General features: G+C 72.4%; 18 protein-coding genes and 2 pseudogenes. 9 read left to right on the forward strand and 11 right to left on the reverse strand.

The genetic code is table 11. The annotated features are described in order from the left end of the window. Positions 1-26: 26 nt before the first annotated feature. From ACF1AK_RS01780 to ACF1AK_RS01790, 3 genes and pseudogenes are all read right to left on the reverse strand, one after another. A complete protein-coding gene (locus ACF1AK_RS01780) occupies positions 27-3,050 on the reverse strand; it encodes a bifunctional [glutamine synthetase] adenylyltransferase/[glutamine synthetase]-adenylyl-L-tyrosine phosphorylase (RefSeq protein ID WP_391496785.1) in 3,024 nt (1,007 codons plus the stop codon). A 166-nt stretch (positions 3,051-3,216) separates the two neighbouring features. Continuing rightward, on the reverse strand, positions 3,217-4,329 hold the full coding sequence (locus ACF1AK_RS01785; protein WP_391496786.1) for a hypothetical protein: 1,113 nt from the start codon (positions 4,327-4,329) through the stop codon (positions 3,217-3,219). A 153-nt stretch (positions 4,330-4,482) separates the two neighbouring features. Beyond that, a pseudogene (locus tag ACF1AK_RS01790) lies at positions 4,483-4,569 on the reverse strand (glutamine synthetase); the annotation flags it as partial. A 310-nt stretch (positions 4,570-4,879) separates the two neighbouring features. Here ACF1AK_RS01790 and ACF1AK_RS01795 point away from each other — a divergent pair. From ACF1AK_RS01795 to ACF1AK_RS01810, 4 genes and pseudogenes are all read left to right on the forward strand, one after another. Next, positions 4,880-6,490 carry a hypothetical protein gene (locus ACF1AK_RS01795; protein ID WP_391496787.1) on the forward strand — a complete coding sequence of 537 codons (1,611 nt, stop codon included), beginning with the start codon at positions 4,880-4,882 and terminating at the stop codon, positions 6,488-6,490. A gap of 444 nt (positions 6,491-6,934) precedes the next feature. Continuing rightward, on the forward strand, positions 6,935-7,129 hold the full coding sequence (locus tag ACF1AK_RS01800) for a GntR family transcriptional regulator (RefSeq protein ID WP_391496788.1): 195 nt from the start codon (positions 6,935-6,937) through the stop codon (positions 7,127-7,129). Positions 7,130-7,144: 15 nt separating this feature from the next. Then, a complete protein-coding gene (locus ACF1AK_RS01805) occupies positions 7,145-7,369 on the forward strand; it encodes a GntR family transcriptional regulator (protein ID WP_391496789.1) in 225 nt (74 codons plus the stop codon). A gap of 30 nt (positions 7,370-7,399) precedes the next feature. After that, positions 7,400-7,903, forward strand: a pseudogene (locus ACF1AK_RS01810) (HD domain-containing protein); the annotation flags it as partial. On the opposite strand, the gene ACF1AK_RS01815 reads toward ACF1AK_RS01810, so the two are convergent. Both ACF1AK_RS01815 and ACF1AK_RS01820 read right to left on the reverse strand, forming a co-directional pair. Continuing rightward, positions 7,900-8,268, reverse strand: coding sequence for an NUDIX hydrolase (locus ACF1AK_RS01815; protein ID WP_391496790.1), 369 nt, complete (start codon positions 8,266-8,268; stop codon positions 7,900-7,902). The pseudogene ACF1AK_RS01810 and the gene ACF1AK_RS01815 sit on opposite strands and share 4 nt — an antisense overlap. A 208-nt stretch (positions 8,269-8,476) precedes the next feature. Continuing rightward, positions 8,477-9,838: a glutamine synthetase family protein gene (locus ACF1AK_RS01820; RefSeq protein WP_376150213.1), complete on the reverse strand. Its 1,362-nt coding sequence runs from the start codon at positions 9,836-9,838 to the stop codon at positions 8,477-8,479. A gap of 150 nt (positions 9,839-9,988) precedes the next feature. Between ACF1AK_RS01820 and ACF1AK_RS01825 the strand changes: the two genes are divergently transcribed. Then, positions 9,989-11,743 (forward strand): NAD+ synthase, encoded by a 1,755-nt coding sequence (locus ACF1AK_RS01825; protein WP_391496791.1) that lies wholly within the window; start codon positions 9,989-9,991, stop codon positions 11,741-11,743. 9 nt (positions 11,744-11,752) lie between these two features. On the opposite strand, the gene ACF1AK_RS01830 is transcribed toward ACF1AK_RS01825, so the two are convergent. The 3 genes from ACF1AK_RS01830 to ACF1AK_RS01840 all read right to left on the reverse strand — a co-directional run bounded on the left by ACF1AK_RS01830 (position 11,753) and on the right by ACF1AK_RS01840 (position 15,510). Continuing rightward, the gene (locus tag ACF1AK_RS01830) at positions 11,753-12,799 is read right to left on the reverse strand and encodes an endonuclease/exonuclease/phosphatase family protein (RefSeq protein WP_391496792.1); all 1,047 of its coding nucleotides are present in this window, start codon (positions 12,797-12,799) and stop codon (positions 11,753-11,755) included. A gap of 227 nt (positions 12,800-13,026) precedes the next feature. After that, positions 13,027-13,671, reverse strand: a complete 645-nt coding sequence (locus tag ACF1AK_RS01835) for a TetR/AcrR family transcriptional regulator (RefSeq protein WP_391496793.1) — start codon at positions 13,669-13,671, stop codon at positions 13,027-13,029. Between the two features lie 195 nt (positions 13,672-13,866). Beyond that, on the reverse strand, positions 13,867-15,510 hold the full coding sequence (locus ACF1AK_RS01840) for an MFS transporter (RefSeq protein ID WP_391496794.1): 1,644 nt from the start codon (positions 15,508-15,510) through the stop codon (positions 13,867-13,869). Positions 15,511-15,783: 273 nt separating this feature from the next. Between ACF1AK_RS01840 and panB the strand changes: the two genes are divergently transcribed. The 3 genes from panB to ACF1AK_RS01855 all read left to right on the forward strand — a co-directional run bounded on the left by panB (position 15,784) and on the right by ACF1AK_RS01855 (position 18,661). Beyond that, on the forward strand, positions 15,784-16,716 hold the full coding sequence (panB, locus tag ACF1AK_RS01845; protein WP_391496795.1) for a 3-methyl-2-oxobutanoate hydroxymethyltransferase: 933 nt from the start codon (positions 15,784-15,786) through the stop codon (positions 16,714-16,716). An 89-nt stretch (positions 16,717-16,805) separates the two neighbouring features. After that, positions 16,806-17,852 carry an ATP-binding cassette domain-containing protein gene (locus ACF1AK_RS01850; RefSeq protein WP_391496796.1) on the forward strand — a complete coding sequence of 349 codons (1,047 nt, stop codon included), beginning with the start codon at positions 16,806-16,808 and terminating at the stop codon, positions 17,850-17,852. After that, the gene (locus ACF1AK_RS01855; protein WP_391496797.1) at positions 17,849-18,661 is read left to right on the forward strand and encodes an ABC transporter permease; all 813 of its coding nucleotides are present in this window, start codon (positions 17,849-17,851) and stop codon (positions 18,659-18,661) included. Before ACF1AK_RS01850 ends, ACF1AK_RS01855 begins: the two co-directional genes overlap by 4 nt. Before the next feature lie 126 nt (positions 18,662-18,787). Here the strand turns inward: ACF1AK_RS01855 and ACF1AK_RS01860 are convergent, their stop codons facing one another. Beyond that, positions 18,788-22,141 (reverse strand): BTAD domain-containing putative transcriptional regulator, encoded by a 3,354-nt coding sequence (locus ACF1AK_RS01860; RefSeq protein ID WP_391496798.1) that lies wholly within the window; start codon positions 22,139-22,141, stop codon positions 18,788-18,790. Between the two features lie 205 nt (positions 22,142-22,346). On the opposite strand from ACF1AK_RS01860, the gene ACF1AK_RS01865 reads away from it, so the two are divergent. Next, complete coding sequence (locus tag ACF1AK_RS01865) at positions 22,347-23,162, forward strand: site-2 protease family protein (RefSeq protein WP_391496799.1); 816 nt, start codon at positions 22,347-22,349, stop codon at positions 23,160-23,162. A gap of 9 nt (positions 23,163-23,171) precedes the next feature. On the opposite strand, the gene ACF1AK_RS01870 is transcribed toward ACF1AK_RS01865, so the two are convergent. Together ACF1AK_RS01870 and npdG are read right to left on the reverse strand one after the other, a co-directional pair. Further along, the gene (locus ACF1AK_RS01870; protein WP_380295165.1) at positions 23,172-23,357 is read right to left on the reverse strand and encodes a hypothetical protein; all 186 of its coding nucleotides are present in this window, start codon (positions 23,355-23,357) and stop codon (positions 23,172-23,174) included. 138 nt (positions 23,358-23,495) lie between these two features. Continuing rightward, on the reverse strand, positions 23,496-24,188 hold the full coding sequence (npdG, locus tag ACF1AK_RS01875; RefSeq protein WP_391496800.1) for an NADPH-dependent F420 reductase: 693 nt from the start codon (positions 24,186-24,188) through the stop codon (positions 23,496-23,498). Between the last annotated feature and the right edge of the window lie 37 nt (positions 24,189-24,225).

A 24,225-nucleotide genomic window follows, 5' to 3' on the forward strand; every position in this document is an offset into this window, starting at 1 on the left:
TGGAACAGCCGCTCCACCCCTTCATCTCACCCGTAGAACAGCCGCTCCACCACCGACCGGGCCCGCCGGGTGGTGCGCCGGTAGTCGTCCACCAGCTCCCCGCTGTGCCCGGCCCCGTACCCCAGGTAGCGGGCGACCCCCGCCAGCTCACGGGCGTCCGCGGGGAAGGAGTCCCCCGGCCGGCCGCGCACCAGCATCACCGCCGAGCGCACCCGGGAGGCCAGCACCCAGGCCGCGTCCAGCACCTCCGCGTCCTCCGCCCCGACCAGCCCGGCCCCGGCCGCCGCCGCCAGCGCCGCCCTGGTCCGGGTGGTGCGCAGCCCCGGCAGCCCGTGCCCGTGCTGCAGCTGGAGCAGCTGGACGGTCCACTCGACGTCCGCCAGCCCGCCCCGGCCGATCTTGGTGTGGGTGGTCGGGTCGGCGCCGCGCGGCAGCCGCTCCGCCTCGATCCGGGCCTTGATCCGGCGGATCTCCAGCAGGTCCCGCTCCGGGACCCCGGTGCCCGGGTAGCGCAGCGGGTCGATCAGCTGCCGGAACCGCTCCCCCAGCTCGGGGTCGCCCGCCACCGGTTCGGCGCGCAGCAGCGCCTGGCTCTCCCAGGCGTGCGACCAGCGCCGGTAGTACGCCGCGTACGAGGCGAGCGAGCGCACCAGCGGGCCGTTGCGCCCCTCCGGCCGCAGGTCGGCGTCCACCTCCAGCGGCGGCTCGGTGGAGGGCGCGGCCAGCAGGGCGCGCAGTTCCAGGCAGACCGCCTGGGCGGCCCGGGCGGCGTCCTCCTCCAGCGAGCCGAGCAGCGGCTCGTGGACGAAGAGCACGTCCGCGTCCGAGCCGTAGCCCAGCTCGTGCCCGCCGAACCGGCCCATCGCGATCACCGCGATCCGGGTCGGCAGCGCGCCGTTGCGCTCCTCCCAGCCCGCCACGCAGGCCCGCAGCGCGCCCTGCAGGGTGGCGGCGTTCAGCGCGGTGAGCGCCTCGCCGGCGGCGTCCAGCGCCTGCGCCGGATCCTCGCCGAGCCGCCCGAGCACATCGGCGGCGGCGGTGCGGAACAGCTCGCGGCGGCGCACCGCGCGGACGGCGGCCACCGCGGCGGCAGTGGAGTCGGCCCGGCCGGCGGCGGCCAGCACCTCCCGCTCCACGGCGGCCCGCCCGCGCGGCACCAGGCCCTGCGGGTCGCCGAGCACGGCGACCGCCTCGGGCGCCCGCAGCAGCAGGTCGGGGGCGAGCCGCCCGGCCGACAGCACCCGGGCCAGCTGTTCGGCGGCGGCGCTCTCGTCGCGCAGCAGCCGCAGGTACCAGGGGGTGCGGCCGAGCGCGTCGGAGACCTGGCGGAAGTTGAGCAGCCCCGCGTCCGGGTCGGCGGAGTCGGCGAACCAGCCGAGCATCACCGGCAGCAGGGTGCGCTGGATGGCGGCCTTGCGGCTGACCCCGGAGGCCAGCGCGGTGAGGTGGCGCAGCGCCGCGGCGGGATCGGCGTAGCCGAGCGCCTCCAGCCGGGCCCGGGCCGCCTCCGGGCGCAGGCCGGCCGCGCCGGGCGGCAGTTCGGCGACGGCATCCAGCAGCGGCCGGTAGAACAGCTTCTCGTGCAGCCGCCGCACCTCGACCGCGTGCCGGCGCCACTCCCGCTGGAGCGCGGCAACCGGGTCGGCCCGGGTGTCGTCGTTGATCAGGGGGGCGAGCGAGCGGGCGAGCCGGCGCAGGTCCTCCTGGCCGGTGGGCATCAGATGGGTGCGGCGCAGCCGGTGCAGCTGGATCCGGTGCTCCAGCGAGCGCAGGAACCGGTAGGCGGCATCCAGCGAGGCGGCGTCGGCGCGCCCCACGTACCCGCCTCGGGAGAGCGCCGCCAGTGCCTCCAGGGTGTTGCCGCTGCGCAGCGCCTCGTCGGTGCGGCCGTGCACCAGCTGGAGCAGCTGGACGGAGAACTCGACGTCACGCAGCCCGCCGGGGCCGAGCTTGAGCTGGCGGTCCAGCTCGGTGGCGGGGATCGAGTCGACCACCCGGCGGCGCATCTGCTGCACGTCGGCGACGAAGTTCTCCCGGGCGGCGGCCTGCCAGACCATCGGCGCCAGCGCGGCGGTGTACGCCTCGCCGAGCTCCTGGTCGCCGGCCACCGGGCGGGCCTTGAGCAGCGCCTGGAACTCCCAGGTCTTGGCCCAGCGCTGGTAGTACGCGAGGTGGCTGGCCAGGGTGCGGACCAGCGGGCCGTTGCGGCCCTCGGGGCGCAGATTGGCGTCGACCGGCCAGATGGTGCCCTCGCCGGTGGTGTCCGCGCACAGCCGGGTGAGCGCGGCGGCCAGCCGGGTGGCGGCCCTGAGCGCCTCCTGCTCGTCGACGCCCTCGCGCGGTTCGGCCACGTAGATGACGTCGACGTCGGAGACGTAGTTGAGCTCGCGGCCGCCGCACTTGCCCATGCCGATGACGGCGAGCCGGCAGGCCGCGGCGGCCTGCGGGTCCTCGGCGGCGGCCAGGTCGAGGGCGGTCTGCAGGGTGGCGCCGGCCAGGTCGGCGAGTTCGGCGGCGGTCTGGGCGAGGTCGGTGGTGCCGGTGAGGTCGCGGGCGGCGATGGCCAGCAGGCAGCGGCGGTAGGCGACGCGCAGCGCGTCGGCCGGGCGTCCGGCGGGGTCGGCGGCGATGCCCTCGGCGAGCGCGCGGCGGAAGTCCTCCGGGCCGGGGTGCATGTCGCGCAGCTCGAAGGTGACCAGCACGTGCCAGTCGCGCGGGTGCCGGGCCAGGTGGTCGGCGAAGGCGGTGGAGGCGCCGAGCACGCCGAGCAGCCGGTCGCGCAGCGGTTTGGAGGCGGTCAGGGTGTCCCGCAGGGTCTGCCGGTCGACCGGATCGGCCGCCTCCAGCAGCCGGGAGAGGCCGAGCAGCGCGAGGTCGGGGTCGGCGGTGGCGGCGAGCGCGTCGAGCAGCAGCGGGTCCGCGGCCAGCCCGTCCAGGGCCGGTTCGGCGAGCAGCCGCAGCGCCTGCCCCGGATCGGTGAACCCGCGCCGCACCAGCCTGATCTCCGGCCGGCTGACCCGGCTTCCGGCCCGCTGTTCGTCCACCGCCATCGGCCTCTCCGTCCGTCCGCTCCAGCAGGGTACGCGCCCGCGGCCCGCCCCACTCGCGAGACGCACACGACCGACGGGCGGTGCGCCGTCTCGCGCACCGCCCGTCGGTCATCCGCTCGTCCTGTCCGCTCACGCGCTCACCCGGCGCCCCGCGGGCCGGGCCCGGTCACGCGGACCGGCGGCCCCGGCCGATCCGCACGGCCGCGGCGCCCGCCGCGACCAGCGCCGCCGAGAGGCCGAGCAGGGCCGGCGACGCGCCGCTGCCCGTCTCGGCCAGCTCCTCGTGGTGACCGCCGTACTCCTGCCCGTGGTGACCGCCGTGCTCCTCGCCGTGGCCGCCGCCCTGGCCGCCCTCGTGGCCGCCCTGGCCGTGGTGGCCGGAGTGGGACGGCTTGTAGGACGCCCGCTCCTTCTCGCCGTACTTGGCCTTGTTGAGGTTGGTGAGGCTGTTGTTCTGCGAGGCCGACTGGCTGTTGTTCGCCGTGTTGCTCGCGGTGTTGCTGGCCGAGTTCTGCGCGGAGTTGTGCACCGTGTTCTGCGAGGTGTTGTTCGCGCTGCTGATGGCGGCGTTGTTCGCGCTGTTGTCGTTGTGGATGTGGTTCTGCACGATGACCGTCACGTTGACGTGCTGCTCCTGGGCCTGCTCGCCGCTCTGGGACTGGCCCTGCACCTGCTCCTGGGCCTGCTCCTGGGCCTGGGCCTGCTCCTCGGCCTGGGCCTGGTGGCCGCCGTTGCCCCCGTTCCCGCCGTTCCCGCCGTTGCCCCCGTTCCCGCCGTGACCCTCGTGGCCCTCGTGGTCACCGTGGTGGCAGGGGCAGGCGGGCTCCTCGTGGCAGTGCTTGCCGGTGGGGGCCGGCGCTTCGAGCAGCTCCTCGACGGCACCGGGCACCGACGGCCGGGGCGCGGGCCGGCCCCGGTCCGCCTCGTCCTGGCCGACCACCGCCTCGTCCTGGCCGACCGCCGCCTCCGCCGGCCGGGACGCCTCGCCCTGCCCGGTGGCGGCCGCCGCCCCGACGCCGTCGGTCCAGAAGGAGTGACTGGCCGTCGCCTCGCCCGGGAGGGCACCGCGGTTGTCGAAGGTCCAGCTGTGGACGACGCTGTCACGGCTCTCCGCGGCCTGGCGGAGAAGCCCGTCGACCCATTCACCCTGGGCCTCCGCCGATTCGGCGCCGACACGGTGGTCCACGGAGGACGAGGCGTAGGCCGCGGAGGCGGTACCCCACACGAGGGCGGCCGAGGTCAGTCCGGACAGAGCCAGGGTGGTGATTCGAGTACGCATGACACTCCAGGGTGATCCGCAAAACGGATCTTCTGAATACGCCCCTTCACCGCCCCGCGACGGCTCGCACCGCTGCAGAGTAACCGCAATGGCCTAACGGATTACCGTGCGCGGGGGACACCCCCCGCACGGCCCCCACCGGTTGACGCGCCGTCAGAGCACCTGGAGGTTCTTGCGCAGCTCGAACGGGGTGACCTCGGAGCGGTACTCCTCCCACTCCTGCTTCTTGTTGCGCAGGAACTGATGCCACTCCCCCAGAGCATCACTCAGCCACTGATCAGCCATCGCGGAGCGGCCGCTGGTGAGTCCCGGTGGTCGTCGTAGGTCAACCCTGTACGGCCCAAAGACGGCCCAGCCCCGCTCCTGGCCAAGACAGTCAGCGACGGAGTAAAAGTTGTCGCGTCGATGGCCGCTGGCCGCGACCTGCGCCGCCGAGGCCCGCAGCACGGCTGCCGACACCCAACAAACACCTCAGAGTGCGCATGCAGCGAACAAGCTGGTTCATCTGCGAGCCTGGCACGCGCACGGCTCACAGAGTAGCCTGCTGCTTATGTCCGCTCTCTCGCCCTTGAACCGAGCCTTCCAGCAGATCCCGAAACGCGCGGAGAAGCAAGAAGGACCACAACTCCATGAGACATTCGTAGACTCAGGCGTTGTGGATGTTATCCATACTGTGGATCATCAGGTCATCTATGGCCGTCGCGGCACTGGCAAGACCCACGCTCTTAGCTATCTAGGATCTGAAGCGGCGGCTAATGGCGATTTGGCCATGTACATCGACCTTCGGACGATCGGCTCGGCCAACGGATTGTTTGACCCGGATTCCGCTCCCATCACAGAGCGGGCAGCGCGGTTGCTGGTAGACCTGCTTGGTCAGTTCCATGACTCGTTGCTCAACGCAGTGGTAGACGATGACTCCCTCATGGACGATGGCCGCTTCGTCGAGAAGGCGGACCAGCTCATCGCCGCACTTACCTCTGTTCGAGTCCAGGGCGAGGTAGAGCGAACAGAGGAATCGGAAGTCAAGGCGGGAGTCAAGGCGGGGGCCTCGGTCGACGCAGGCGCAGCACTCAAGAGTGTGCAGCTGGGCGTAAAGATCGCCAATGAGACATCATCTGAAGATCGCGGCCTGAACCGAGAAACCCGCAAGGGTGCAGAGCGGATCAGCCTAAACTTCAGCGACGTTGCTCGGGCGCTTCGCGAGCTGGGGGCCACACTTTCCAGCCGGAGAGTTTGGATTCTTCTTGACGAGTGGAGCAGCGTTCCCCGAGATCTCCAGCCATACCTAGCCCAGTTTTTGGCCCGATGCGTACTCCCAGTCCACAAGTTCACGGTGAAGATTGCCGCCATTGAGCAACAGTCCAACTTTAGGGCCCAGGTTGATGGCGTTACGATCGGAATGGAGCTTGGAGCAGATATCGGTGCGCACGTAAATCTCGACGACTTTCTCGTGTTCGAAGGAAACGAAGACCGCGCGCGCTCCTTCTTTCAAGGCTTGTTCATTAAGCACCTCACAGCTGTTGCCGCAACTACCACAAACTCCCCGCTTTCTCAGCTTTTGACGCCCGGAATAAATCTAGCCACTACGGCCTTTACGGACAGGCGCTCATTTGATGAGCTGATCCGGGCCGCCGAAGGCGTCCCCCGAGATGCCCTCTATATTGCAGCCAGGGCTGCCATGAAAGCCGGCCAGGGAAAAATTGCCGTCCAAATGGTCAGGGACGCCACGCGCGACTGGTACCACGGCGACAAGATGACTGGCCTGTCCAGTCTGGCTCAGGCCCGTCGACTGCTGGAATGGATCGTCACGGAAGTAATCAGGCGCAAACGCGCACGAGCATTCTTGGTCAATTACGCGGATGCTCGCGACGAGCTATTGCTTGCTTTGTTTGATGCCCGCGCGCTTCACATTTTGCGCCGCGGGTACTCTGCACAGGATAGACCGGGTGAGCGATTTGACATCTGGGGTATTGACTATGGCGCATATGTCGACCTGACGCAGACACAGAGCGCCCCTTCGGGCTTCCTTCCCATCTTCGAGGAAAATGACGAAGAGGGATATGTGGGGATCGATGTGCCAATGCAAGATCACCGCGCGATTCGTCGAGCTATTCTTGACCTTCAGGAGTTCTACCAGGCCGAGGGCCAGTCTGCGTCCTAGGGTGGCGCAGCGGATTTTGGCCGCAATTTTTTCTGGCCTGAGGTTGAGCGCGGCTGGGCACCGAAAGCCGTTGCCACTCGGTCAGGCCTCTAGAGCCTGGCCGAGTGGCCCCGTTCTCGCTCGCCACGGGGACCGGTCCCGGTCAGTGGGTAGACGGCAGAGCCACCTACCCCAGCCACACCAGGGTTCTGGGCTCGGTCCCTCTCTACCGCCTGGCCACCAGCGCGGCCTTGGACGCCGTCAGAACTGGATGCAGACTGGTGCGTCGGCGAGCGACCGGGACGTTCTGACGTGCCCTATGCCCTTGGAGAAGATTCAGCCCGCTCCGGAGCCAGAACCCAGTGTAGGGAACTGCCAGCCGCGGGTTACCGACCCAGAGGCTGGCAACTGCGCTCCGCGATCGTTCATCCTGGCTAGGTATCTGACCCGAGAAAGGAGCGGCTAGTGCCGGAGCGTAGCCCGCGCGGTACCTACCTACGGATCGCCGACGTAATCGAGACCGAGATCAGCAGGAACTCCGCAGTGACGTCGCTTCCTTCCGAAGGTCAACTGATGGAGACCCACCGCGTTGGCCGTACCACGGTTCGTCGCGCCCTGGAGTCCCTTGCGGCGAAGGGCCTCATCACGTCACGGCCCTGAGCCGGGTGGGTCGTTGTGGGCGCCGAACGCAAGCCGCCGGTGCTCGACCAGCTCCTCGGGCTGGTGCGGACGCTCGATGTCGGAGCCGACTTCCCCTCAGAGAAGGAGCTCACCGAAGCGACCGGCGCCGCGCGGGGCACTGTCCGACGGGCCCTCGCCCAACTGAAGGGCACCGGCGTTCTCGAAGTGCGCCATGGGAAGGGCCGGCGCGTCCGCGCTCTTCCCTCTGAGCACTCCTGACCAGAATCTTCAAGGGGCAGATACAACGACCTTCCCCGCCGCTGGTCCCACTCGAAGGGGGTGGCCAGCAAGGCGCGCACCCTCGCCGGCATCCTCGGCCCGGACGCCGAGCTGCTGGAGGCCGCCGCCGTCCTGCACGACGTCGGCTACTCGCCGCGGATCGTCGACACTGGATTCCACCTGCTCGACGGCGCGCGGTTCCTGCGTGCGGAGAACATCGACGAGCGCGTCGTGCGGCTGGTCGCCCACCACTCGTGCGCGCTGCTCGAAGCGGAGGAGCGCGGCCTGCGGCAAGAGCCGGAGGCGGAATTCTCGCTGGAGGAGCCGCACCTGGTGGACGCGCTGATCTACTGCGACATGACGACGACGCCGGACGGCACGCCGACAACGACTCCCGACCAGATCGCGGAGATCGTGGGCCGGTAAGGGCCCGACAACATCGTCGGCCGGTTCATCCGACGGGCCGAGCCGAAGATCGACGCGGCCGCTCGCCGGGTCGACAGCCAGCTGATTCAGGCCCGCGCCATGGCCTAACCGATGTGCGGCTGCACCCGGGTGGCGTCCAAGCCATGCGTGATCCGCAGCCACATAGACGGGTGAATGTCCAGGTCGCCGAGGTCCGCCGGGTCCACCCAACGGACCTCTTTCGACTCCGAACTTGTCCGCAGCGCGCCGCCGACAGGCAGGGCCCTAAAGCAGATGGAGAACTGCTGCCGGACCTCCCCGTCGTCGTACGCGATAACGTGCGCCGGGTCCGTGTACAGGCCCACGACGGAGTCGACCTCGACGTCGATTCCCGTCTCCTCGCGCACCTCACGAACCACCGTGTTCGCGACGGATTCCCCGATGTCGTGCCCGCCGCCGGGGAGCGCCCAGAGGCACAGCGACCCCGGGTTCACGCTGCGGGTCTACACGCACCTGATGCCGAGCAGCGACGGCCGGACCCGCCGGGCCGTCGACAGGCTCTACGAAACGCTCGGATGGGCCGCCGATCCGATGCCTGACGGCCCACAGGCGGCCCAGGAGGACTGAAGCGGGCCCCGGGGCGTCGGCTGCACGCCGCCGACCCGGGGCCCATGCTCAGGCTGGAACCGCCCTGACCTGCGACTACAGCACCTGGAGGTTCTTGCGCAGCTCGAACGGGGTGACCTCGGAGCGGTACTCCTCCCACTCCTGCTTCTTGTTGCGCAGGAAGAAGTCGAAGACGTGCTCGCCGAGGGTCTCGGCGACGAGCTCGCTGCGCTGCATGAGGTCGATGGCCTCGCCGAGGTTCTGCGGCATCGGCTGGATGCCGAGGGCGCGGCGTTCGGCGTCGGTGAGGGCCCAGACGTCGTCGTCGGCGCCGGGCGGGAGCTCGTAGCCCTCCTCGATGCCCTTGAGGCCGGCGGCCAGGGTGACGGCGTAGGCGAGGTAGGGGTTGCAGCCGGTGTCGAGGGAGCGGACCTCGACGCGGGTGGAGCCCTGCTTGCCCGGCTTGTACATCGGGACGCGGATCAGCGCGGAGCGGTTGTTGTGGCCCCAGCAGATGTAGGACGGGGCCTCGCCGCCGGCGCCGGCGGTGCGCTGGGAGCCGCCCCAGATCCGCTTGTAGGAGTTCACCCACTGATTGGTGACGGCGGCGGTCTCGGCGGCGTGGCGCAGCAGGCCGGCGATGAAGGAGCGGCCGACCTTGGAGAGCTGGTACTCGGCGCCGGACTCGTGGAAGGCGTTGCGGTCGCCCTCGAACAGCGAGAGGTGGGTGTGCATGCCCGAGCCGGGGTGGTCGGAGAACGGCTTGGGCATGAAGCTCGCGTGGACGCCCTGCTCCAGCGCGACCTCCTTCATCACCAGCCGGAAGGTCATGATGTTGTCGGCGGTGGAGAGCGCGTCGGCGTACCGCAGGTCGATCTCCTGCTGGCCGGGGGCGCCCTCGTGGTGGGAGAACTCCACCGAGATGCCCATCGACTCCAGCATGGTGATCGCCTGGCGGCGGAAGTCGTGGCCCACTCCGCGCGGGGTGTGGTCGAAGTAGCCGGACTGGTCGGCGGGGATCGGCGGGGTGCCGTCGCCGGGCAGGTTCTTCAGCAGGAAGAACTCGATCTCGGGGTGGGTGTAGAAGGTGAAGCCCTGGGCGGAGGCCTTCTCCAGGGTGCGCTTCAGCACGAACCGCGGGTCGGCGTACGAGGGCGAGCCGTCCGGCATCAGGATGTCGCAGAACATCCGGGCGGTGCCCGGGGTCTCCGAGCGCCACGGCAGGATCTGGAAGGTGGTCGGGTCCGGCTTGGCGATCATGTCGGACTCGTAGACCCGGGCGAAGCCCTCGATCGCCGAGCCGTCGAAGCCGATGCCCTCCTCGAAGGCCTGCTCCAGTTCGGCCGGCGCCACCGCCACCGACTTCAGGAACCCCAGGACATCGGTGAACCACAGCCGGACGAACCGGATGTCACGCTCTTCGAGCGTCCGAAGCACGAACTCCTGCTGCTTGCCCATGGGGACAGTCTCACCTCTGCTCTTTACGTCCGTGTTACGCCCGGAACCCACCCGGAGGCGGCCCTCCCCATCATGGCGGATCACCGCGCCCGGGGGCAGCGGCGACCCCGGCCGAGACATTGCGTCAGATCGACGATTAGACTCGGTTCCATGCCCAATCTCCGTCTCGCCCTCTGCCAGACCGACCCGTGGGTCGGTGACCTCGCACGCAACAGCGATGAGGTGATCCACTGGACCAAGCGGGCCGCCGAGGCCGGTGCCCAGCTGGTCGCGTTCCCCGAGATGGCCCTGACCGGGTACCCGGTCGAGGACCTCGCGCTGCGCCGTTCCTTCGTCGAGGCGTCGCGGGCCGGGCTGGTCGAGCTGGCCGCCCGGCTCGCCGCGGAGGGACTCGGCGAGGTGCCCGTCGTGGTGGGCTACCTCGGCCGCTCCGAGCAGGCCTCGCCGCGGTTCGGCCGGCCGGCCGGCTCGCCGCAGAACTGCGCCGCCGTGCTGTTCCGGGGCGAGGTGGTCACCCGGTTCGCCAAGCACCACCTGCCGAACTACGGCGTGTTCGACGAGTACCGCTGGTTCGTCCCCGGTGACCAGCTGCCGGTGCTGCGGCTGCACGGGGTGGACGTCGCGCTGGCGATCTGCGAGGACATCTGGCAGGACGGCGGCCGGGTGACGGCCGCCCGCGAGGCCGGGGCCGGCCTGCTGCTGGTGATCAACGGTTCGCCGTACGAGCGGAACAAGGACGACGCCCGGCTGGAGCTGGTCCGCCGCCGGTCCGCCGAGGCGGGCTGCACGCTCGCGTACGTGAACATGGTCGGCGGCCAGGACGAGCTGGTCTTCGACGGCGACTCGATCGTGGTCGCCCCGGACGGCGAGGTGCTGGCCCGCTCGCCGCAGTTCGAGGAGCACCTGCTGGTGCTGGACCTCGACCTGCCGGCCGCGAGCAGCGACCACACCGACGGGCTGCTGCTGGCCGACGGCCTGCACCTGGTCCGCGCCGAGCTGGGCGGCGAGCCGGCCCCGGCGCCCGCCGCGCCGGTCCGCGCCGAGGTGGCGCCGCGGCTGAGCGACGAGGCGGAGATCTGGTCCGCGCTGGTCTCCGGCACCCGGGCCTACGTCCGCAAGAACGGCTTCCGCTCGGTGCTGATCGGCCTGTCCGGCGGCATCGACTCGGCCCTGGTGGCCGCCCTCGCGGTGGACGCGCTGGGCGCCGGGAACGTGCACTGCGTCTCGATGCCGAGCCGCTACTCCTCGCAGCACTCCCGGGACGACGCGGCCGAGCTGGCCCGCCGCACCGGGCTGAACTTCCGCACCGTGCCGATCGCCCCGATGTTCGACGCCTACATGGCGGCCACCGAGCTGACCGGCCTGGCCGAGGAGAACCTGCAGTCCCGGCTGCGCGGCACCCTGCTGATGGCGATCTCCAACCAGGAGGGGCACATCGTGCTCGCGCCCGGCAACAAGAGCGAGCTCGCGGTCGGCTACTCCACCCTGTACGGCGACTCGGTCGGCGCGTTCGGCCCGATCAAGGACGTCTACAAGTCGCTGATCTTCCGGCTGGCGCGCTGGCGCAACGAGGAGGCCGAGCGGCTCGGCGAAGTCCCGCCGATCCCGGAGAACACCATCTCCAAGCCGCCGTCCGCCGAGCTGCGGCCGGACCAGAAGGACACCGACTCGCTGCCCGACTACGACCTGCTGGACACCGTCCTGGACCTGTACGTCGAGGGCGACCAGGGCCGGGACGCGATCGTGGCGGCGGGCTTCGACCCGGCCGTGGTGGACCGGGTGGTGCGGCTGGTGGACACCGCCGAGTACAAGCGGCGGCAGTACCCGCCGGGCCCGAAGATCTCGGTCAAGGGCTTCGGCCGGGACCGCCGGCTGCCGATCACCAACCGGTGGCGCCAGGGCTGAGCGGGGACCTCAGTAGCGGTAGGTGGCGGCCACCGCGAGGTGGTCGCTGCCGTCCCGCTCCAGGGTCCGCGAGTCGGTGGGCGTCAGCCCGCCCTTGCTCATGATCTGGTCGATCCGGGCCATCGGGAACGAGGCCGGCCAGCTGAAGCCGAAGCCGTCGCCGGCCGCGCCCTGGGCCGAGCGCATCTGCGAGGTGACCGGCGCCAGGCTGCGGTCGTTCATGGTGCCGTTGAGGTCGCCGAGCAGCAGCACCTTCTTCACCGGCTCGGCCTGGATCGCGTCGCCGAGCGCCTGGGCGCTGACGTCCCGCTGGTTGACGGTGAAACCGCCCTCGGCCCGGAGCCGGACCGACGGCAGGTGCGCGACGTACACCGCGAGCGGGCCCTGCGGGGTGCTGACCTCGGCCCGGAACGCCCTGGTCCAGCCCATCTTGATGTCCACCACCCGGACGTCGCCGATCGGGTACTTGGACCAGAGCCCGACGGTGCCCTCGACGGCGTGGTACGGGTAGCTGCCGGCCAGCCCGGACTCGTAGGCGCGCAGCGGCCGGCCGGCCAGCTCCTGGAGCGCGACGATCTGCGCCCCGGACTCCTCCAGCATCCGGACGGTGCCCTGCGGGTCGGCGTTGAGGGCGGCCACGTTGTGGCTGACCACCGTGAAGTCGCCGGCGCCGCCGCTCTTGTCGGTGAGCAGGCCGCCGAACATGTTGGTCCAGATCACCGTCGGCACCAGCAGTGCGAGCAGCGCGGTGGCGGAGCGGCGCAGCAGGGCGGGGACGAGCAGCACCGGCACGGCCAGGCCCACCCAGGGCAGGAAGGTCTCCAGCAGGCTGCCGAGGTTGCCGGTGCTGTTGGGCACCTCGGAGTGGAAGGCCATCAGGGCACCGGTGAGCAGGGCCAGGACGGCGAGCACCAGACCGCGCCGCCAGGCGGTGGCGCCGCGGGCGTCCCGGCCCCAGCGCCGCACCCCGAGGAGTCCGGCCGCGGGGCGCCGGCCGGATCCCGGGTCGCCGGCCTCCGCCGTGACCACCCGGTCCGCCCTGTCCGCCTGCGCCATGCCGTGGCTCCCGTCGTTCGCGCCGTCCGCCCGCCCGCGGCCCGTCCGGAGCGGGCCTCCGCCGGGTGGCGGGAGGGCGTGCCGGACTGGTGCGGGTTTGGCCGGATTCCCGGCTCAGCCTATGCCGGGACAGACGTCCGGCCGGTGGACCGGGGTTCCGGCGTGGCCCGGTTGGTGAGCCAGGCCACGTGCGCGGGGGCGGCGGTCGCGCGGCGGGCCGGGGGCGGTCAGGCGGGCACGGGCGGGCGCAGGGCGGGGCCGGCCAGGCCCATGAGCAGCGCGTCGACCATCCGCTCGGCGAGTTCGGGGTCGTCCAGGTCGGAGTCGTCCCACAGGATGCTGCGGGCCAGGATCGGGCCGATCAGCAGGTCGGCGAGCAGTTCCTCGTCGAGGTCGGCGCGCAGCTCGCCCCCGGCGACGCCCCGGCGGATGACCTCGTGGGCGGCCTCCCGGCGCGGCACGATCACCCGTTCGCGGTAGGCGGCGTGCAGTTCGGGCCAGCCGTGCATCTGGCCGAGCGCCGCCTTGAGCACCCAGCGGGAGCGCTTGGCGAGCCCGCGCAGCCGCATGTACTCGATCATTGCGACGAGGTCGCCGCGGATCGAGCCGGTGGACTCGGGCAGCGGCTCCTCCATCCTGCTGACCATGTCGACCAGCAGGGCCTCCTTGTTGGGCCAGCGCCGGTAGATGGTGGCCTTGCCCACGCCGGCGCCGGTGGCGATGCCCTCGATGGTCAGCTCGGACAGGCTGGTGCCGGCCGCCATCTGCTCCTCGACGGCGGCGAAGATCGCCTGCTCGGCGGCCTCGCTGCGGGGCCTGCCCCGGCGCGGGCCGGTGCAGGGCGGCGGCGCGGCCGTCGGCTCGGTCTTCATCTCACATCTCCCGGTGGTGGGGCTCCCGCCCGGCGCAGGGGCGGGGGACGCACGCGCTCGTGGGCCCTGGCGCCGGCGGGTTCCCGGTGCCAGGGCCCCATTCTCGCTCAGCGCGACCCCGGGGCGGACGTGCCCGGCCCGGGAGCGCGGACCGATCGTCGCAGGTCGGACGTCCGCGGGCCAGGTGCCGGCGGCTCAGGCGTCCGCGGCCGCCGCGCTGCGGACCGTCGTGTCCGGCGCGTCCGCCTGCTTCGCGCCGGCCGGACCACCCGGACCACCGGGACCGCCGGGGGCGCCCGCCGGGACCTTGCCCGGCAGCAGGAACCAGGCCAGCAGCGCGCCGACCAGGGTGATCCCGGCGGAGAGCGCGGCCACCACGTGCATGGCGTGGATGAAGGAGTCGTTGGCCGGGCCGATCAGCTCCGTGCCCCGGTCGCCCAGCCGGGCGGCGACCGCCAGGGTGGCCTCCAGCGACTCCCCCGCCTTGTCCCGCAGCTCGGCGCTGGGCAGCCGGTCGAGCTTGTCGGAGATCCCGTCGCGGTAGACGGTGGAGAGCACCGCCCCGAGGACGGCGACCCCGAGCGAGCCGCCGACCTGGCGGAAGGTGTTGTTGACCGCCGAGCCGGCGCCCGCCTTCTCACGGGGCAGCGAGCCCATGATCGCGACGGTGATCGGCGGCATGACGTGCGCCATGCCGACGCCCATCAGCAGGCCGAGCACGACCAGCACCCAGATCGGGGTGGTGGCGCCCAGCAGCAGGTAGCCGAGGAAGCCGGCCGCGATGAACAGCATGCCGACGGCGCAGGTGGCGCGGACGCCGAAGCGGTCGACCACCAGCCGGGCGCGCGGGGCGAACACCAGCTGGGCGGCGGCCAGCGGCAGCATCAGCACCCCGGCCTCCAGCGCGCTGTAGCCGCGCACGCTCTGGGTGTAGAAGACGCCGAAGAACGAGACGCCCATCAGCGCGAAGAAGACCACGCCGATCACCACCACCGAGGCGCTGAACACCTTGTTGCGGAACCAGTTGACGTCCAGCGCGGGGTGCGCGGCGCGGCGCTCGTGGAGCACGAAGGCGGCCAGCGCCAGCAGGCCCACCAGCACCGGGCCCCAGGCCTCGACGGCGGTGAAGTCGGCCAGCTCGCCGCCCTTGATGATGCCGTAGATCAGCGCCACCAGGCCGACGATGGACAGCAGCACGCCGACCGGGTCCATCCGGCCCGGGTCGGGGTCCTTGGACTCGGGGACCAGCACCGCCATGGCGATCAGGGCCACGACCACGATCGGCACGTTGACCAGGAAGACCGAGCCCCACCAGAAGTGCTCGATCAGCAGGCCGCCGGTGATCGGGCCGATCGCGATGGCCAGGCCGACGGCGCCGGCCCAGATGCCGATCGCCTTGGGCTGCTCGGAGCGCTCGAAGACGTTCATGATGATGGCGAGCGTGGCCGGCATGGCCAGCGCACCGCCGACGCCCATCAGCGCGCGGTAGCCGATCAGCTCGCCCGGCGTACTGGCGAGCGCGGAGAGCAGCGAGGCGACGCCGAAGACGGCCATGCCGGCCAGCAGCGCCCGCTTCCGGCCGAAGCGGTCGCCGAGCAGGCCGGAGGTGAACAGCAGTCCGGCGAAGACCAGGGTGTAGGAGTTGATCGACCATTCCAGGTCGCTCTGGCTGGCGCCGATGCCGGTGGGCGCCGGGGACGCGATGGTCTTCATCGCGACGTTGAGGATCGAGTTGTCGAGGACGACGACGAGCAGGGCGAGCACCAGGGTGCACAGGATCGCCCAGCGTCGGCGGTGGATGGCTTCCGGCACCCGGGGTGGCGGGGCTGCGGTGGTCATGGATTCTTCCCGTCGTGGTACGGCGTGACACTGGCGGGCATTTCGATCCGCGATCGTCTCGTAACCCCCCTCGGCCAGCGTAGCGAGCTTTTCGATACGAGACGAATCCGTATCGTAAAGCCGCGGCAAAGACTCACCGGCGCCCCGGGGCGGGCCTTCGCAAGCGGAGTGACTCCCGCCCCTTTTGCGCCCGCGCCGGGCCGTGCAAGCATGGAGGTGATCCGGGGACGCCGCACGGCGCCACGAGACGACAACCCTTCAGGAGCCTGTTCGATGAACGCTTCTTCGCCCTCGCCTGCCCAGAACCGGGCGACGACGACCGCCACCCTCTACGGTGGGGTCACCAACCGCCGCGTCACCGTCCGCGACCTCGCCGCCGCCAAGCAGCGCGGTGAGAAGTGGTCGATGCTGACCGCCTACGACGCCCTCACCGCGGGCGTCTTCGACGAGGCCGGCACCCCCGTCCTGCTGGTCGGCGACTCCGCCGGCAACTGCCACCTCGGCTACGAGACCACCGTGCCGGTGACCATGGATCAGATGGTGATGCTCGCCGCCGCCGTCGTCCGCGGCACCGAGCGGGCCATGATCGTCGCCGACCTGCCGTTCGGCTCGTACCAGGAGTCCCCGGCCCAGGCGATGCGCAACGCGGCCCGGCTGATGAAGGAGGCCGGGGTCGGCGCGGTCAAGCTGGAGGGCGGGGAGCGCAGCGCCCGCTCGATCGAGCTGCTGGTCGAGGCCGGCGTCCCGGTGATGGCCCACATCGGCCTCACCCCGCAGTCCGTGCACGCCTTCGGCGGCTACCCCGTCCAGGGCCGCGGCGACGAGGCCGCGCACCAGCTGCTGCGCGACGCCAAGGCGGTGCAGCAGGCCGGCGCCTTCGCGGTGGTGCTGGAGGCGGTGCCCGCCGAGCTGGCCCGGCAGGTCACCGAGCAGCTCGCCGTCCCCACCGTCGGCATCGGCGCCGGCGCGGACTGCGACGCCCAGGTGCTGGTCTGGACCGACTTCGCCGGGATGACCGCGGGCCGGGTGCCCAAGTTCGTCAAGCAGTACGCCAACCTGCGGGCCGTCCTCGGCGACGCCGCCCGCGCCTCGGCGGTGGCGGGGCGGGGCGGCGCCCGCCCGGCGCGGGACCCCCCCTCCCCCTCACCCCCCCCGCCCGGGGGGCCCGCCCCCGGCGGGGCCCGCACCCCGGTGACAGCGGCGTGACAGCGGGCCGACAGCGCCCCGCCGGCCCGGCGCCGCACCGGAACGGCCCCTGACAGCGGGCTGACAGCCGGGGCGGACAGCCTTGGGGCATGACACGAATCTCCACCGCCCCGAACGACCGGGGGCCCGCCGCGGGGAACGCCGTCGAGGTCCACGGCATCGTCAAGCACTTCGGCGAGACCAAGGCCCTCGACGGGGTCGACCTCACCGTCCGCGAGGGGACCGTCCTCGGTGTGCTCGGCCCCAACGGGGCCGGCAAGACCACCCTGGTCCGCGTCCTGTCCACGCTGATCAAGCCCGACGCCGGCACCGCCTTCGTCGGCGGCTACGACGTGCTGCGCCAGCCCAAGCAGCTGCGCCGCACCATCGGCCTCACCGGCCAGTACGCCTCGGTCGACGAACTGCTCTCCGGCTACGAGAACCTCTACCTCATCGGCCGGCTGCTCGACCTCCCCCGCCGCGACGCCAAGGCCCGCGCCACCGAACTGCTGGAGCGGTTCTCGCTCACCGAGGCCGCCAAGCGGCCGGCCAAGACCTACTCCGGCGGCATGCGCCGCCGCCTCGACCTCGCCGCCTCGATGATCGGCCGGCCCCGGGTGCTCTACCTGGACGAGCCCACCACCGGCCTGGACCCGCGCACCCGCAACGAGGTCTGGGACGAGGTCCAGCGGATGGTCGCCGAGGGCTCCACCGTGCTGCTCACCACCCAGTACATGGAGGAGGCCGAGCAGCTCGCCGGCGAACTGACCGTCATCGACCGCGGCCGGGTGATCGCCGCCGGCGGCATCTCCGAGCTCAAGGCCCAGGTGGGCGGCCGGACCCTCCAGGTGCGCCCGGCGCACCCGGCCGAGCTGCCCGAGATGGCCCGCTGCCTCCAGGACGCCGGCATCACCGCCACCTTCTCCGCCGACACCGGCCTGCTGTCGGTGCCGATCACCGCCGACGAGCAGCTGACCGCCGTGATCGGCGTGCTCGGCACCCGCGGCTTCGCGGTCGCCGGCATCGACACCAAGCTGCCCAGCCTCGACGAGGTCTTCCTCGCCATCACCGGCAAGCCCGCGGACCGTCCGGCCTCCGCGGACACCGCGGACACCGCGGACACCGCCCCCAGCCTCGTCAAGGAGCCCGTCGCATGACCACCGCCACGCTCGCCCCCGCCCGGGCCGAGGACACCGGGATCGGCCTGGCCGGCCACCTCCGGCACGTCGGCGCGCTGACCCGCCGCAACCTGATGCGGATCAAGGCCGACCCGGAGTCGATGTTCGACGCCGTCCTGATGCCGATCATCTTCACGGTGCTGTTCGTCTACGTCTTCGGCGGCGCCATCTCCGGCGGCCAGGACGCCTACAAGCAGTACATGATCCCCGGCCTGCTCGGGCAGACCGGGCTCACCCTGGCGATGGCCGTCGGCACCGGTCTCAACAGCGACTTCCAGACCGGCGTGATGGACCGCTTCCGCACCCTGCCGATCGGCCGCTCCTCGGTGCTGCTGTCCAAGATCGCCGCGGAGACCTGCCGCGCCCTGCTGTCCTTCACCATCCTGATCGTGTTCTCACTGATCCTCGGTTTCGAGCTGAACGGCGGCCCGCTGAAGACGCTGGCGGCGGTCGGCCTCTCGCTGGTGTTCGGCATGTCGATCGTGTGGATCTCGATGCTGCTGGGCATGGCCCTGCGCAGCGCCCAGGCCGTCCAGGGAGTCGCCATGCTGGTGCTGATGCCGATGCAGTTCGGCAGCTCGATCTTCGCCCCGACCGACACCATGCCGGGCTGGCTGCAGGCCTTCACCAAGGTGAACCCGCTGTCCGCACTGGCCGACGCCTGCCGGGCCCTGATGAACGGCCACGGCGCGGTGGCGCACCCGACCCTCGTGGTGCTGGCCTGGTCGGCCGCCATCACCGCGGTCTTCGCGCCGCTCGCCGTGGCCCGGTTCCGCAAGCGGACCTGAACGGTGGGCGGACGGCCGGACCCCGGGGTGCGCGAGGGGAGCGCCCCGGGATCCGCCGTGTCCCGGAACGCGGGGCGCGCGCCGCAGGGGCGTGCACCGGCCGAACGGCCGTCAGCGGAACGGCCGTCAGCCGACCATCCGGTTGAGCAGCGCGGTGGCCTCCAGCACGGACAGCGTGCGCCCCTCGGCGGCCGCCGCCTCGAACACCGCGTCACCGAGCAGGTCCCGCAGGCTCTCCTCGGCCCGCTCGCGCTCCACCCGGTCGAGGAAACCGCCCCGCGGCCCGTTCATCCCGGCGTGCGCGCCGAACAGCACGGCGGCCCGGCGGGCCTGGTCCAGATCCCCGTCGCGCCGGGCGAAGACCTCCAGCACCCCGATCACCGGCGGCAGCAGCATCACCGACAGCTGCTCGACGAACCCGCTCGCGGCCGCCGACACCGAGCGCAGCAGCCCCCGCCCCTCCCGGACGAGTTCGAGCCCCCGGTCCGGGTCGCCGCCGCGGGCGGTGATCCAGCCCCGGGTGACGCTCAGCATCCCGCCGACCACGTCCGGGGCGAACGCGCCGATCCGCGTCCAGTTCAGCGCGTCCAGCTCCGCCAGCGCCGCCTCGTGATCGCCGCGCAGGGCCTGGATGCCGCAGAGCATCAGGTGTCCGAAGAGCAGCGCGCCGTTGGTCGACTGCTTGTCGCCCGGCGTGATCCCGGCCAGCGCCTCGCGGATCACGCGCTCCCCCGCGTCCATGTCCTCGTCCAGCATCGCCGAGCCCAGGTGCACCCGCAGCATCGGCACCTCCTGCGGCGCGCCCAGCTCCTCGGCCAGCTCGATCGCCCGCCGGTACGCCCCGACGGCCTCCGCCGAACGCCCCTGGTTGGCCAGCGACTCGCCGCGCGCGGACAGCGCCTGGGACATCCCCCACAGGTCGCCGGCCCGGCGGTACAGCTCCAGCGACTCCTCGCCGTCCACGGTGCTCTGCGCCGCGCCGTCCGGCCAGTCGTTCATCATCTTGGCCCGGATCTGCAGGATGAACGCCAGGTCGGTGGGGCTGCCGTGCCTGCGGCAGCCCTCCACCGCGTCGTTCAGCAGCTCCTGCATGGTGTCCAGCTGCCCGACCAGGAAGGCGCCGAAGACCCGCATCAGCCCGGGGAAGCGGTAGGCCTGCGGCAGGTCCCGGGTGTAGGCCTCGGTGATCTTCCGGGCCAGGGCGACCGCCTCCGGGTCCGCCAGCACGTCCAGGTTGCCCTCGAACAGGCTGATCAGCCGGGACATGACGACCGCCCGGCGGGCCTCGGCGGCCACCTCCGGCGGCATCGGCAGCGGGTACTCCAGCACCGGCCGGTCCAGCGGCACCGGGCGGGCGTCCGGGCCGAACGGATCCGGGCCGATCGCCAGCACCGCCTCGTACCAGCGGCGGGACTCCTGGCTGAAGCCGCGCAGCGACCAGTACCAGCTCATGCCCAGCACCAGGACCAGCGCCTCGCCCTCGTCCCGGCGGTCGACGGCACGGCGCAGCGCGGTCCGAATGTTGTCGTGCTCCCGCTCCAGCACCGCCAGCCAGTGCAGCTGCGCCGGGCCGTGGACGTTGAGGTCGGCGGTGCGGACCAGCTCGCGGAAGTACCCGACGTGCCGGGCCTCGGTCGCCCCGGTCTCCCGCGCCTCGGCCAGCCGCTCGACCGCGTACTCGTGGATCGTCTCCAGCATCCGGTAGCGCGGCGGGCCGTCCCCGGTCAGGTCGGCGACCAGCAGGGACTTGTCGACCAGCGAGAGCAGCAGGTCGGCGACCTCCTCGCCGGGCACCTCGGCGCCGTCCGAGCAGACCGCCTCGGCCGCCTCCAGCGTCCAGCCGCCGGCGAACACCGCCAGCCGGCGCAGCACCGCGCGCTCCTGCTTGCCGAGCAGGTCCCAGCTCCAGTCGACCACCGCGCGCAGCGTCTGCTGGCGCGGCAGCAGGGTGCGGCTGCCGGCGGTGAGCAGGGCGAACCGGCCGTCCAGCCGGTCGGCGATCTGCCGGGCGGTCATCACCCGCAGCCGGGCGGCGGCCAGTTCGATGGCGAGCGGCAGGCCGTCCAGCCGCCGGCAGATCTCGGCGCACGCCTCCGGGTCGCTCTGCGGGTCGAAGCCGGGCCGGGCGGCGGCGGCCCGCTCGGCCAGCAGCCGCAGCGCCACCGGGTCGGGCAGCGGCTCCACCGGCAGCACGGTCTCCCCCGGCACGCCCAGCGGCTCGCGGCTGGTGGCCAGCACGGTCAGGCCGGGGCACTCGGTGAGCAGGGTCTCGGCGAGGTCGGCGGCGGACTGGATGAGGTGCTCGCAGTTGTCCAGGACGAGCAGCATCCGGCGGCGCCCGCAGTACTCGACCAGCCGGCGCACCGGGTCGTCGCTGCGGGCCTCGATCACCTCGGCGACCATGCTGCCGCCGGTGTGCAGGACGGTCTCGCGCAGGCCGAGTGCGGAGACCACCGCGCCGGGCACCGCGTCCGGGCGCTCCACCGGGGCCAGCTCGGCCAGCCAGACGCCGTCCGGCCAGTGCCCGGCGGCCTGCTCCAGGCGGCCGGCCTCGACCGAGAGGCGGGTCTTGCCGGAGCCGCCGGGGCCGGTCAGGGTGACCAGCCGGCTGGTGCCCAGCACCGAGCGCAGGGCGGCGAGGTCGTGCTCGCGGCCGACGAAGCTGGTGAGGCGGCCGCGCAGATTGCCCGCGGGGCGGGCCGGCGCCGGGGCGGGGGGCACCGGGGCCGCGGGGGGCACCGACGCCGCTGCCGCGGGCGGGGCCCCGGCGGGGGCCAGCAGCTCGGCGTGGAGGGTCCGCAGCTGGCGCCCCGGGTCGACGCCGAGCTCGTCGGCCAGCGCGCGCCGGGTGCGCTCGTAGTGCTGCAGCGCCTCCGCCGTCCGGCCGCTCTCGTGCAGCGCCCGGACCATGAGGTACTGCAGCGGCTCGTCCAGCGGCTGCCGCTCGCACAGCTCGGCGAGCTCGGCCACCAGCTCGGCGGCCCGGCCGAGGCCGAGGTCGGCGGTGATCCGGTGCCGGCGGGCCTCCTCGCGCTGCGCCTCCAGCCGGGTGGCCGGGCCGCCGCGGTCCGGCAGGTCCGCGAGCACCGGGCCGCGCCACAGCGCGAGCGCGGCCCGCAGCCGCTCGGCGGCCTCGGCGTGGTCGCCGCGCTCCAGCGCCCGGCGGCCCTCGCCGGCCAGCCGCTGGAACTCGCCGAGGTCGGTCACCGGGTCGGTCAGCCAGTACCCGGCCGGGCCGGAGCCCACCCGGTCGCGGCCGATGGTGCGGCGCAGCCGGCCGACCAGGGTCTGCAGCGCCGCCGAGGAGTCCTGCGGCGGATCGGCGTCCCACACCTCGTCGACCAGCAGGTCGGCCGGCACCGGGCGCCCGTGCCGCAGCGCCAGCGCGGCGAGCAGGGCGCGCAGCCGGGCGCCGCCGAGCGGGACCGGGGTGCCGTCGTCGTGGTGGGCGGTGGTGGTACCGAGGATGCCGTAGTGCACCGGACCATTCTGGTGGATGGGCGCGGCCGGCCACGCACATTTGTCCGGTCCCCCACCCCGACCCGACCCTGACTCCCGGCGCCTCCCGGAACCGGTACCGGGCTCCGTACGTTCATCCGGGGCGGCTTGTCCGGCGCGGGCGCGCCCGGCATGATCGGCCTCTGCCCCTTCCCCACGCGACCCCGACCACCGGAGCACCCACACCATGACCTTCGCCGCCACGCAGCGCTCCCGCAGCGAGGACCGCCGGATCAGTCCGGTGTTCTGGGCGCTGCTCGCGATCCTCGTCACCGCCGGCATCGCCGTCCACCAGGGGTACGGCAACGCCCGCTTCGGGGTCTTCCTGTTCGTGGTGGCCGGCTGGATGGTCTCGCTGTGCCTGCACGAGTACGCGCACGCGCGGACCGCGTTGCACGGCGGCGACATCAGCGTCGGCGCGAAGGGCTACCTGACCCTCAACCCCTTCAAGTACGCCAACGCGCTGCTCAGCTTCGTGCTGCCGATCGTCTTCGTGCTGCTCGGCGGCATCGGCCTGCCCGGCGGCGCGGTGTGGATCGAGCGGCACCGGGTCCGGGGCCGGCTCAAGCACAGCCTCATTTCGGCCGCCGGACCGCTGGTGAACCTGCTCGCCGCCGTGCTGCTGCTGGTCCCGGTCGGCGCCGGCTGGCTCGACGACCCGGCGGTGCACGCGGTCTGGAACGGCTTCGAGCTGAACGTCTCGCCGTTCGCCCTGGCGCTGGGCTTCCTCGGCATGCTGCAGCTGAGCGCGACCCTGCTGAACCTGCTGCCGGTCCCGGGCCTGGACGGCTACGGGATCGTCGAGCCGTGGCTGTCGCACCGGACCCGGCGGGCGATCGAGCCGTTCGCGCCGTACGGCATGCTGGCGGTCTTCGCGCTGCTCTGGCAGCCCGAGGTGAACCACTGGTTCTTCGAGGCCGTGTACGGCGTGATGGACCTGCTGGGCGTCGACCGCGCCTACCCGCAGGTGGGCCACGAGCTGTTCACGTTCTGGAAGGACTGACCCGCGGGTTCAGGACTGCTCGGCGGCCGCCCGGGCCAGCTTCTCGCGGCGCACGTTCATCCAGAGCACGTTGCTGGCGATGCCCGCCATCGGGAGCCAGATCAGGCCGAGCCACCAGCCCTGCACCAGCGAGACCACGGCGGCGGCCAGCGCGAGAACGGCGACGATCGAGGCGAGGACGGACGTGCGGGGCATGGCGGCAGACTCCTGGGGCCGGTGGACGGACGCCCACCATTCTCGCCGACCTCACCTGCGGACCGGGTCCAGGGGTGAGGTCGGCGAGCCGGTGACCGGACGCCGGTGGTCCGGACGCCGGTGATCAGACGCCGGTGATCAGACGTCGGTGATCCGCAGGCCCGCGTGGGCCTTGTAGCGGCGGTTGACCGAGATGAGGTTCGCCACCAGCGACTCCACCTGGTGGGCGTTGCGCAGCCGTCCCGCGAAGATGCCGCGCATGCCGGGGATCCGCCCGGCCAGCGCCTGCACGATGTCGGTGGCCTCCCGCTCCTCGCCGAGCACCATCACGTCGGTGTCGATCCGCTCGACCGACTCGTCCTGGAGCAGCACCGCCGACAGGTGGTGGAAGGCGGCCGTCACCCGGGAGTCCGGCAGCAGGGCGGCGGCCTGCTGGGCGGCGCTGCCCTCCTCCGGGACGAGCGCGAAGGCGCCCTGCTTGTCGAAGCCGAGCGGGTTGACGCAGTCCACCACGATCTTGCCGGCCAGCTCCTCGCGGAGCGCGGTGAGCGTGGCGGCGTGGCCGTCCCACGGCACCGCGACGATCACGATGTCGCTCTCCCGGGCGGTGGCGGCGTTGTCGGCGCCGCGCACGCCGTGGCCGATCGCGTCCGCCGAGGCCTGCGCGCGGGCCGCGTCGCGCGAGCCGATGATCACCTGCTGGCCGGCCTTGGCCAGCCGCAGGGCCAGCCCCCGCCCCTGGTCGCCGGTGCCGCCGAGGACACCGACCACGAGCTGCGAGACGTCCGGCAGCTCGTGGGCCGGGTTTGTCGCTGAATCGAGGGAAGTCATGGCCCGATCCTGCCAACCGCCGGGCCCTCGCGTCATC

It is taken from the genome of Kitasatospora sp. NPDC015120, assembly GCF_043080305.1.
In the GTDB taxonomy this organism is placed as follows: Bacteria; Actinomycetota; Actinomycetes; order Streptomycetales; family Streptomycetaceae; genus Kitasatospora.

Coding starts and splice junctions, on each gene's coding strand:
- ACF1AK_RS01780 (WP_391496785.1), bottom strand. CDS start 3,050: ATGGCGGTGGACGAACAGCGGGCCGGAAGCCGGGTCAGCCGGCCGGAG.
- ACF1AK_RS01785 (WP_391496786.1), bottom strand. CDS start 4,329: ATGCGTACTCGAATCACCACCCTGGCTCTGTCCGGACTGACCTCGGCC.
- ACF1AK_RS01795 (WP_391496787.1), top strand. CDS start 4,880: ATGTCCGCTCTCTCGCCCTTGAACCGAGCCTTCCAGCAGATCCCGAAA.
- ACF1AK_RS01820 (WP_376150213.1), bottom strand. CDS start 9,838: ATGGGCAAGCAGCAGGAGTTCGTGCTTCGGACGCTCGAAGAGCGTGAC.
- ACF1AK_RS01825 (WP_391496791.1), top strand. CDS start 9,989: ATGCCCAATCTCCGTCTCGCCCTCTGCCAGACCGACCCGTGGGTCGGT.
- ACF1AK_RS01830 (WP_391496792.1), bottom strand. CDS start 12,799: ATGGCGCAGGCGGACAGGGCGGACCGGGTGGTCACGGCGGAGGCCGGC.
- ACF1AK_RS01835 (WP_391496793.1), bottom strand. CDS start 13,671: ATGAAGACCGAGCCGACGGCCGCGCCGCCGCCCTGCACCGGCCCGCGC.
- ACF1AK_RS01840 (WP_391496794.1), bottom strand. CDS start 15,510: ATGACCACCGCAGCCCCGCCACCCCGGGTGCCGGAAGCCATCCACCGC.
- panB (WP_391496795.1), top strand. CDS start 15,784: ATGAACGCTTCTTCGCCCTCGCCTGCCCAGAACCGGGCGACGACGACC.
- ACF1AK_RS01850 (WP_391496796.1), top strand. CDS start 16,806: ATGACACGAATCTCCACCGCCCCGAACGACCGGGGGCCCGCCGCGGGG.
- ACF1AK_RS01855 (WP_391496797.1), top strand. CDS start 17,849: ATGACCACCGCCACGCTCGCCCCCGCCCGGGCCGAGGACACCGGGATC.
- ACF1AK_RS01865 (WP_391496799.1), top strand. CDS start 22,347: ATGACCTTCGCCGCCACGCAGCGCTCCCGCAGCGAGGACCGCCGGATC.
- ACF1AK_RS01870 (WP_380295165.1), bottom strand. CDS start 23,357: ATGCCCCGCACGTCCGTCCTCGCCTCGATCGTCGCCGTTCTCGCGCTG.
- npdG (WP_391496800.1), bottom strand. CDS start 24,188: ATGACTTCCCTCGATTCAGCGACAAACCCGGCCCACGAGCTGCCGGAC.